The organism is Mesorhizobium sp. M8A.F.Ca.ET.021.01.1.1 (genome assembly GCF_003998025.1).
Lineage (GTDB): Bacteria > Pseudomonadota > Alphaproteobacteria > Rhizobiales > Rhizobiaceae > Mesorhizobium.
In genome coordinates this window covers 1-10,088 of the sequence record NZ_RZSJ01000184.1, presented here as the reverse complement: position 1 = coordinate 10,088, position 10,088 = coordinate 1, and the positions used below count along the sequence as shown (strand labels likewise).

At 63.6% G+C, this 10,088-nt stretch carries 7 protein-coding genes; 5 read left to right on the top strand and 2 right to left on the bottom strand.

Features of this window, described 5'->3' with window-relative positions; genetic code table 11:
* Positions 1-261: 261 nt before the first annotated feature.
* Positions 262-4,995 (bottom strand): glutamate synthase large subunit, encoded by a 4,734-nt coding sequence (gene gltB, locus EOA36_RS16340; RefSeq protein WP_127278510.1) that lies wholly within the window; start codon positions 4,993-4,995, stop codon positions 262-264.
* Positions 4,996-5,481: 486 nt separating this feature from the next.
* Here gltB and EOA36_RS16335 point away from each other — a divergent pair, with 486 nt between their 5' ends.
* Entirely contained in the window at positions 5,482-6,534 is a 1,053-nt protein-coding gene (locus tag EOA36_RS16335; protein WP_127278509.1) for a low specificity L-threonine aldolase, read from the top strand.
* Positions 6,535-6,605: 71 nt separating this feature from the next.
* On the opposite strand, the gene EOA36_RS16330 is transcribed toward EOA36_RS16335, so the two are convergent.
* Positions 6,606-7,073 carry an Hsp20 family protein gene (locus EOA36_RS16330; protein WP_027142918.1) on the bottom strand — a complete coding sequence of 156 codons (468 nt, stop codon included), beginning with the start codon at positions 7,071-7,073 and terminating at the stop codon, positions 6,606-6,608.
* Positions 7,074-7,552: 479 nt separating this feature from the next.
* Between EOA36_RS16330 and EOA36_RS16325 the strand changes: the two genes are divergently transcribed.
* The 4 genes from EOA36_RS16325 (at position 7,553) to EOA36_RS16315 (ending at position 10,019) form a co-directional block, all read left to right on the top strand.
* Entirely contained in the window at positions 7,553-8,530 is a 978-nt protein-coding gene (locus EOA36_RS16325; RefSeq protein WP_127278508.1) for an alpha/beta hydrolase, read from the top strand.
* 165 nt (positions 8,531-8,695) lie between these two features.
* Positions 8,696-8,851, top strand: coding sequence for a hypothetical protein (locus tag EOA36_RS37310; protein WP_167531297.1), 156 nt, complete (start codon positions 8,696-8,698; stop codon positions 8,849-8,851).
* 3 nt (positions 8,852-8,854) lie between these two features.
* Positions 8,855-9,085, top strand: coding sequence for a DUF1127 domain-containing protein (locus EOA36_RS16320; RefSeq protein ID WP_127278507.1), 231 nt, complete (start codon positions 8,855-8,857; stop codon positions 9,083-9,085).
* A gap of 103 nt (positions 9,086-9,188) precedes the next feature.
* Complete coding sequence (locus EOA36_RS16315) at positions 9,189-10,019, top strand: AraC family transcriptional regulator (protein ID WP_127278506.1); 831 nt, start codon at positions 9,189-9,191, stop codon at positions 10,017-10,019.
* The last annotated feature ends 69 nt before the right edge of the window (positions 10,020-10,088 follow it).

Here is a 10,088-nt window from a genome sequence, read left to right as displayed (position 1 = left end):
CTCGACCTCCTTGTCCGACATCGGCAGCGTGAATTCGCGGAAATGCCGGATGCGGTCGGAGGCCGGCTGGTACTTGTGCACCTGCCGGTCGATTTCGAGAAAGCCTGTTACCTTGCCCATAGTCCAGTTCCTGCTGTCCAGATGGTGCGGTTTTCGCCGCACCCGTTAACCTCTTGAGGCAGCCATGGCAACCTTGAGCCCGAGGTCAAACTGTCGATGAAGGGGCCGGGAAGCCTGGGCTCCCCGGCAATTCTCAATAATCTATTCGGCCGCGACGCCCATGCGCATGCGTTCCATCTCGATCAGCGCGCGGCGGTATTCGACCGGCATGATCTTGCGGAATTTCGGCCGGAACGTCGCCCAGTCGTCGAGGATCTCGCGGCCGCGCACCGAACCCGTATAGTGCACGTGGTTCGAGATCAGCTGGTAGAGCCGTTCCTCGTCATGGCTGGTCATGTCGCCGGAGACGTCGACGCGGCCCTTGTGGTCGAGGTCGCCGCCATGGTGCAGCAGCTTTTCCATCAGGTCGTCTTCTTCCGGAACCGGCTCCAGCTCGACCATGGCCATGTTGCAGCGCTCGGCGAAATCGCCCCCCCCGTCCAGCACGTAGGCGACGCCGCCCGACATGCCGGCGGCGAAGTTGCGGCCGGTCTTGCCGATGACGACGACGACGCCGCCCGTCATGTATTCGCAGCCATGATCGCCGACGCCTTCGACGACGGCCGCCACGCCCGAATTGCGCACCGCGAAGCGCTCGCCGGCGACCCCGGCGAAATAGGCCTCGCCCTCGGTCGCGCCATAGAGCACCGTATTGCCGACGATGATGGAGTCGGCCGCGACGATCCTGGCTTCTTGCGGCGGCCGGATGACGATGCGGCCGCCCGACAGGCCCTTGCCGACATAGTCGTTGCCGGCACCGACCAACTCGAAGGAAACGCCGCGTGCCAGGAAGGCGCCGAAGGACTGGCCGGCGGTTCCGGTGAGCTTGACCTGGATCGTGTCCTCGCGCAGCCCCTTGTGCTTGAAGCGCTTGGCCACCTCACCCGACAGCATGGCGCCCGTGGAACGGTCGACATTGCGGATGTCCACCTCGATCTTGACCGGTTGCTTGGCCTCCAATGCGGGCTTGGCCAGTTCGATCAGCTTGCGGTCGAGCACATCGTCGATCGGGTGCTTCTGCCGTTCCGTCCAATGCACTGCTTCATGCGGCGCATCCGGCTTGTAGAACATCTTCGAGAAGTCGAGCCCGCGCGCCTTCCAGTGCTGGATCACGTCGCGCTTTTCCAGAAGGTCGGCGTCGCCGATGATCTGGTCGATATGGGTAAAGCCCATTTCGGCGAGCAGCGCCCGCACCTCTTCCGCCACGTAGAAGAAGAAGTTGATGACGTGCTCGGGCGTGCCCTTGAAGCGCTTGCGCAGCACCGGGTCCTGCGTCGCCACACCGACCGGACAGGTGTTGAGATGGCACTTGCGCATCATGATGCAGCCGGCCGCGATCAGCGGCGCGGTCGAGAAGCCGAACTCGTCGGCGCCGAGCAGCGCGCCGATGATGACGTCGCGCCCGGTGCGCAGGCCGCCGTCGACCTGCAGCGCCACGCGTGAACGCAGGCCGTTCAACACCAGCGTCTGATGCGTCTCGGCAAGACCCATCTCCCACGGGCTGCCGGCATGCTTGAGCGAGGTCAGCGGCGAGGCGCCGGTGCCGCCATCATAACCCGAGATGGTGATGTGGTCGGCGCGCGCCTTGGCGACGCCGGCGGCAACCGTGCCGACACCGACTTCCGACACCAGCTTGACCGACACGTCGGCCGCCGGATTGACGTTCTTCAGATCGTAGATCAGCTGCGCCAAATCCTCGATCGAATAGATGTCGTGATGCGGCGGCGGCGAGATCAGGCCGACGCCCGGCGTCGAGTGCCTCACCTTGGCAATGGTCGCGTCGACCTTGTGGCCGGGCAATTGGCCGCCCTCGCCGGGCTTGGCGCCCTGCGCCACCTTGATCTGCATGACATCGGAATTGACGAGATACTCGGCCGTCACGCCGAACCGTCCCGAGGCGACCTGCTTGATCGCCGAGCGTTCCGGGTTCTTGCCGCCGCCAGGCAGCGGCAGATAGCGGTCGGCCTCTTCGCCGCCCTCGCCGGTGTTCGACTTGCCGCCGATCTGGTTCATGGCGCGCGCCAGCGTGGTGTGCGCTTCCCTGGAGATCGAACCGAACGACATCGCCCCGGTCGAGAAGCGCTTGACGATCTCGGCTGCCGGCATGACGTCGTCGAGCGCGACCTTCTTGCGCCCGCTCTCATCCGCCAGCTTGATCTTGAACAGGCCGCGGATGGTCTGGGCGCGGGCCGTCTGGCTGTCGATCTGCGTCGAATACTCCTTGAACGTGTCCCACGAACCCTGGCGCACGGCGTGCTGCAAGGTGGCGACCGCGTCGGGCGACCACATATGCGCCTCGCCGCGCATGCGGAACAGATACTCGCCGCCGACCTCCAGGCTGTTGCGCAGCACCGGATCGCTGCCGAAACCGTCCGTGTGGCGGCTGACGGTTTCGCCTGCGACCTCATCAAGTCCGACGCCTTCGATCAGCGTCGCGGTGCCGGTGAAGTACTGCTGCACGAAATCGGTCTTCAGCCCGATGGCATCGAAGATCTGCGCGCCGCAATAGGACTGATAGGTCGAGATGCCCATCTTGGACATCACCTTGAGGATGCCCTTGCCGATCGACTTGATGTAGCGCGACACCACTTCATAGGCGTCGACCTCTTCCGGCAGCTCGCCGCGCTTGTGCATGTCGAGCAGCGTGTCGAAGGCCAGATAGGGATTAATCGCTTCCGCGCCATAGCCGGCAAGGCAGCAGAAATGATGCACCTCGCGCGGCTCGCCGGATTCCACGACCAGGCCGACCGCGGTGCGCAGGCCCTTGCGGATCAGATGGTGGTGCACGGCGGCCGTCGCCAGCAGTGCCGGAATGGCGATGCGGTCCGGCCCAAGCTGGCGGTCGGACAGGATGATGATGTTGTAGCCGCCGGCGACCGCTGCTTCGGCCCGCTCGCACAGACGTTCGACGGCGCCCTGCATGCCGGCAGCACCCTCGCTCGACCCATAGGTGATGTCGATCGTCTTGGTGTCGAAACGGTCCTCGGTATGGCCGATGGAGCGGATCTTTTCGAGATCGCCGTTGGTCAGGATCGGCTGGCGCACCTCGAGCCGCTTGCGGCGCGAATTGCCGACCAGGTCGAAGATGTTCGGCCGCGGTCCGATGAAGGACACCAGGCTCATCACCAGCTCCTCGCGGATCGGGTCGATCGGCGGGGTGGTGACCTGGGCGAAATTCTGCTTGAAATAGGTGTAGAGCAGCTTCGACTTGTCCGACATCGCCGAGATCGGCGTGTCGGTGCCCATCGAGCCCACTGCTTCCTGGCCCGTGGTCGCCATCGGCGACATCAACAGCTTGGTGTCTTCCTGGGTGTAGCCGAATGCCTGCTGGCGATCGAGCAGGCTGACGTCCTTGCGCAGCGCGCGCGGCTCCACCGGCTTCAAATCTTCCAGGATGAGCTGCGTGTTGGAGAGCCAGGTCTTGTAGGGGTGCCTGGTCGCGATCTCCGACTTGATCTCCTCGTCGGAGACGATGCGGCCCTTGGCCAGGTCGATCAGAAGCATGCGGCCGGGCTGCAGCCGCCACTTCTGCACGATCTTCTCCTCCGGCACCGGCAGCACGCCGGCTTCCGAAGCCATGATGACGCGGTCGTCATCGGTGACGATGTAGCGTGCCGGACGCAATCCGTTGCGGTCGAGTGTAGCGCCAATCTGGCGGCCATCGGTGAAGGCGACCGCCGCTGGCCCATCCCACGGCTCCATCAACGCCGCATGATACTCGTAGAAAGCTTTGCGGTCGGCATCCATGAGCTTGTTGCCGGCCCAGGCTTCCGGGATCAGCATCATCATGGCGTGGCTGAGGCTGTAGCCGCCCTGGAACAGGAACTCGAGTGCATTGTCGAAGCACGCCGTATCCGACTGGCCATCGTAGGAGATCGGCCAAAGCTTCGAGATGTTGTTGCCGAACAGTTCGGAATCGACCGACGCCTGGCGCGCCGCCATCCAGTTGTTGTTGCCGCGCACCGTGTTGATCTCGCCATTGTGGGCGACCATGCGATAGGGATGCGCCAGCTTCCACGACGGGAAGGTGTTGGTCGAGAAGCGCTGGTGGACGAGGATCAGCGCGGTTTCGAAACGCGGGTCCTTGAGGTCCTTGTAGTAGGCGCCGACCTGATAGGCCAGGAACATGCCCTTGTAGACGATGGTGCGCGCCGACAGCGACACGCAATAGGCGCCGATGTCCTTGTTGTCGTTCTCGGCGTAGATGCGGCCCGAGATGACCTTGCGTAGCAGATAGAGCCTGGCCTCGTATTCCTCGTCATCGATGATATCGGCCGTGCGGCCGATGAAGACCTGGCGGTGGAACGGCTCGGACGCGACGATGTCAGGCGCCTTCGACAGCGACGAATTGTCGACCGGCACGTCACGGAATCCGAGCAGCGGCAGCCCCTCGGACTGCGCCGATTCGGCGATGATCTCTTCGATATGGGCACGAAGGATGGCATCCTGCGGCATGAACCAGTGTCCGACGCCATACTGACCGACCGGTGGCAGTTCGATACCTTGGGCCGCCATCTCCTCACGGAAAAAAAGATCCGGAAGCTGTACCAGCACGCCGGCGCCATCGCCGACCAGCGGATCGGCGCCGACGGCGCCGCGATGCGTCAGGTTCTCGAGCACGGCAAGCCCGTCCTTGACGATCTGATGCGACTTCACGCCCTTCATGTTGACGATGAAGCCGACGCCGCAGGCGTCATGCTCGTTGCGCGGATCGTAGAGCCCCTGAGCGGTGAGGCCGCCGGTAGTCGCGCGATTTTTGATGGAGGTATTTTTGACGGCGGCCGCTTTCGTCTGCGCGGCCTGGCCGTTCGTCGCAGAGAGCGTCAATTCCGTCATCGTTCTATCCTCCGTTCCGCGCCACGTGGCATTGGCCTGCGGGCGCTGGTTTGCCTTGGCGAGCACTTGGGCTCGCCCTTCATTCTTGCGGCACGTCTTGCGAAATCGCCGAACCAGGCGGCGCGCCGCTGGTTCCTATCCGGTATCGTACAGGCCAGAGCTGGTCCGTCCACCTGTCGCTCGCGGCAAAAGCCGGAGTGGCCTAAACGATACGCCAATCCAGCCAGTTTTGTGCGACAAAATAAGACAGCACTACTGTCCTAAATTTTTATGACAGAAATCCAGAACCCATACAAGACCGATTCACAAAAAACTTGGCCGCGTCGCGACACAAAATTTCGTGAGGTGGCTGCAAAACGTAAGCTTCGGTCTGTGAGGGCGCCGCCGGCCCGACACTGGCTTTACCCGTTTTCTGGTGGCTGGCTCTTGCGGGCGGACCATGAAACCGGTCAAGGTCCCGGCGATTTTCCCAACACAGGCAGACGCATGTTCTTCGCTTCCGACAATTGGGCAGGCGCCCACCCAAGCATTGCAGCCGGCCTCTCGGCCCATACCGCCGGCTTTTCGACCGCCTATGGCGACGGTGCGCTCGACCAGGCCGTCTACCGGCGCTTCAGCGAGATTTTCGAACGCGAGGTGGCCGTGTTCTTCGTGGCGACCGGCACCGCCGCCAATTCGCTGTCGCTGACGACCTATAACAAGCCAGGCGGCATTTCCTTCGCGCACCGCGAATCGCATGTTATCGAGGACGAGTGCGGCGCGCCGGAATATTTTTCCGGCGGTGCGCGGCTACACGCGGTCGACGGCGCCCTGGGCAAGATCGAACCACACAATCTGGACAGGGCTATCGGCCGTTTCGCCGGCGAGGTGGTCCATTGGGGCCGGCCGATGGCCGTTTCGATCACCCAGTCGACCGAGGTCGGCACAATCTATGGCCTGGCCGAGATCGAAGCGATCTCGGCGATCGCCAAGCGCCATTCTGTGCCGCTGCACATGGACGGCGCCCGCTTTGCCAATGCGCTGGCCGCGCTCGACACCACGCCAGCCGAAATGACGTGGAAACGCGGCGTCGACATCCTGTCCTTCGGCGGCACCAAGAACGGCTGCTGGTGCGCCGAGGCGATCGTGCTGTTCGATCTCGACCGCGCTGGGGAATTGGCCTTTCTGCGCAAGCGAGCGGCACAGCTGTTTTCGAAGTCGCGTTTCGTCGCGGCGCAGTTCGAAGCCTATTTCAAAGACGGGCTGTGGCTCGACACCGCAAGGCATGCCAACGCCATGGCAGCGCGCCTCGCGGCGGCGATCGAGGATTCGGCCTCGGCCAAGCTGGCGTGGCTGCCGCAGGCCAACGAAGTCTTCGCTGTGATCAAGAAAACGCAAGCCGAGAAACTGCAAGCGGCCGGCGCGGCCTTCTACGACTGGCACAGGCCGCACGGCTTCGACGGTCATATCGGCGAGGACGAGCTGCTCTATCGCTTCGTCACCAGTTTTGCGACGACCTCGGAGGAAGTCGACCGCTTCGGCCAGTTGATCGCCGGCTAACCGGTGTCCCGGGCAACAAAAAAGCGGCGCCTTTCGGCGCCGCTTTCCGTCTCGGGAGGAGACTTTAGACTTTAGGCAGCGGTCTTGGCCTCGATCTGCTTGGCCTTGGCCGGAGCCGAGGTGATCGCGATCTTGCGCGGCTTCAGCTCTTCGGGAATGTTGCGCTTGAGGTCGACGAAGAGCAGGCCGTTCTTCAGCGCGGCGCCGACGACTTCAACGTGATCGGCAAGCTGGAAGCGGCGCTCGAAGGCCCTGGAGGCAATGCCGCGATAGAGCAGCTCGGAGCCTTCGCCGGTGCCCTCGTCCTTGCGCTCACCCTTTACGGTCAGCACGTTGCGGTGGGCTTCGATCGAGATCTCGTCATCCGAGAAGCCGGCAACCGCCATCGAGATGCGGTAGGAATCCTCACCAGTGCGCTCGATGTTGTAGGGCGGATAGGTCTGCGCGCCATCGGGCTGGGCGAGCGAATCAAGCATCGTGAAGAGACGGTCGAAGCCGACGGTCGAACGATAAAGCGGGGAAAAATCAACGTGACGCATGAGGTGTTCTCCTGTTGAGCAACATGGTTTGCGTATGGCCGGTGCGAAACCCGTGAGCGGCGTTTCGGGAGGACCAGCGGCCCCGACATTGGCGGCCGCAATCCACATCTGGGGAGCGCTTGAAAGCATTTCAAGTTTCGTTTGACCGGAAAAGAATGAGGCGGCCAGCCTTTGATGAACGGCAGATGAACCGGCGCTTCGGCGCCCGTTCAGACAGCCGCCGCTAAAGTGGCTCTCAAGATCAAGGATTGGCGGCGCCGGTTTTCCAGAGGTGCCGCAACGAGGCCGAACCGGGTGTTAACGTCCCTTCCTCCCGGATCGACAGGGGCCGGAAGCGCGCTCAAAGCCGCTTCCGGCCTTCCCCGTTGCGGTCCTCCACAAGCCGGATTTGCTTTGCTTTTGACGTATTGGCGTCTATCACCTTGACGAGGCCAGCCGCGACAGGCTGGCGCGCAAAGACGCCGAGCACAAAGCGCCGAATGACGGATCTTTTCCACGACGCCCCTCTTTTTCACGAAGTTGAAGGCAATCCGCGACCGGAAAACGCCACAGGCGGCTTTTTCACCACGCGCGACGGCAAGAAGATACGTTACGGCCTGTTCGCAGCGGTGGCGCGTCCAATGCGCGGCACCGTTGTGCTGCTTGGCGGCCGCAACGAGTGCATCGAGAAATATTTCGAGACCATCCGCGACCTTGCCGCGCGCGGCTTCGGTGTCGCCACCCTCGACTGGCGCGGCCAGGGCGATTCCGACCGGTTGATCCGCGATCGTCAGCGCGGCTATGTCAGGTCGTTCCGCGACTATACGGCCGACCTGGAGCAGTTCTTCGAGGAGATCGTGCTGCCGGACTGCCGCGGACCCTACTACATCCTTGCCCATTCCGCCGGCGCTGTGATCACGCTGCTTGCCGCGCCGTCGATGGTCAACCGCGTGCGGCGCATGGTGCTGATCGCGCCATTCCTGACATTGCCCGACCTGCCGGTCTCGATACGGACGGTGCGCCGGGTCTGTTCGCTTTTCTGCGCCCTGGGGCTCGGCAGGCTCTATGCCGCGTGGGGTCCACGGCCGAGACACACCCTACCCTTCGAAGTCAACAAGGTGACGTCGGATCCACAGCGCTATCGCCGCAACACGCGCATCTATGAAGAATATCCGCAACTGGCGCTTGGCGGGCCGACGATCCGCTGGCTGCAGGCGGCGGCGAAGGCCTCTGAAGCCATCAGCGACCCCGACTTCATGGCCCGCATCCAAGTGCCTCTGCTGATCATCGCCGCCGGCGCCGACCAGGTCGTCTCGACCAAGGCGGTGGAAAAATACGCCAGAAGCCTGAGGCTCGGTTCGCTGTTGATGATCGACGGCGCCAAGCACGAGATCCTGCAGGAAGTCGACCTCTACCGCGAACAATTCCTCGCCGCCTTCGACGCCTTCGTCCCCGGCTCGGACGATCCGACGGCCTGACCAGTGCCTTAGGTCTCTTCGAGATAGCCTAGCTGACACCCCGTTGTCAGGAGGAGCGCACAGGCCAGGTCCCCAGTAGGCAAACTGCTAAAGATTCTGACAGTCCGCGGCAGCTCCGGAATGCTCATCTGCATGCGTGGAATTGAACGCTATGGAGATGAGATCATGACCGAGAAAACCTGCGCCGCCTGCGATTGCCAACTGGACGCCAACCCGATCCGCGTGAAGGTCGGCGGCAAGACCGTCGAGGTCTGCTGCGAGGAATGCGCGCAGGCGCTGAACGAAGCCGGCGCCTCGGCGGCCGGCACGGGCGAGGATTGAGCGATGCGCCCCGACCACACAACCGTACACGGCCTTGCCGGCCGGGCGCCGGCAGTCCGCGCAGCGACCACCAAGCAGTCATTGCGTGCCCACTGTATTGCGGCGGCAAGATGGTTCGGCCGCCAGATGGAGAAACGAAGGAGCCGCCTTGCCTTGCTCGAAATGAGCGACGAACAGCTCAAGGACATCGGTCTTTCGCGTGGCCAGGCCTATGCGGAATTCAGGCGCCGCTAAGCGCCTGTCGAAAGTCTCCTGACAGGACTGGGCAGTCCGTCTGCGTAAAGTGGTCTCCGCAATTCCGGACTCGTTTCCGGCGCGAGGAAAGAGCGCAACGGACATGTCGCAATTCACGGTGCAGCCGCTTCTCGACACCGGCACCGTCAGGGTCAGGGACGTCGTCTGCGGCGGCGAGTGCCGGCACAGGAGCGATGAGGAATGCACCGCGGCCACGCATCTGGTGTTTCCCTATCGCGGTGTCTTCGTGCGCCATGTCGGCCGCAACGACGCGGTGGCGGAAGCCAATCAACTGCTGTTCTTCAATGAAGCCGAGCCTTATCAGGTCAGCCATCCCATCGAGGGCGGCGACGCCTGCCTCGACCTCGTCATCGAGGACGGTCAATTGCGGGAGCTGGCGCCGAAGGATCAGCTTCGCTCCGGCGGCACGCTGGCGTTTCGTCGTCAGCGCCGGCGCATCGACCCGCGCGCGCAGGCGCTGGTGGCGCTGCTGCGCCACAGCCTGAGCCGCAAGGTCGCCGAAACGCTGGAGGCCGAGACGCTCGCCCTGACACTGGTACGGCGCTCGCTTGGCGAGCGCACCTCGCATGTCGCGGGCGCCAGCCCTGGCCGGCAGAAACTGGTCGACCGCGCCAAGCTCGTGCTGTCGTCGGACCTGTCACGGCGCTGGACGCTGGCCGGGATTGCCGTCGAGGTCGGCGTTTCGCCGGTCTACCTGACGCAGGTGTTCCAGCAGGTCGAAGCCATGCCGCTCTACCGCTATCATCTGCGCCTGCGGCTGGCGCGTGCGCTTGACCTGCTTGGCCGTTACGACAATCTGACCACGCTGGGCATGGATCTCGGCTTCTCCAGCCACAGCCATTTCAGTGCCGCGTTCAAGCAGGTCTACGGGCGTACGCCGGCGGAATTCCAGCGTTCGATACGGTCGCGCTGACCGCAGGCGATGTCAGCCGCGCAGGGCAGCCATGGCGGCGGCATGAAGCTCCGGTGTCGCCGCCATGGC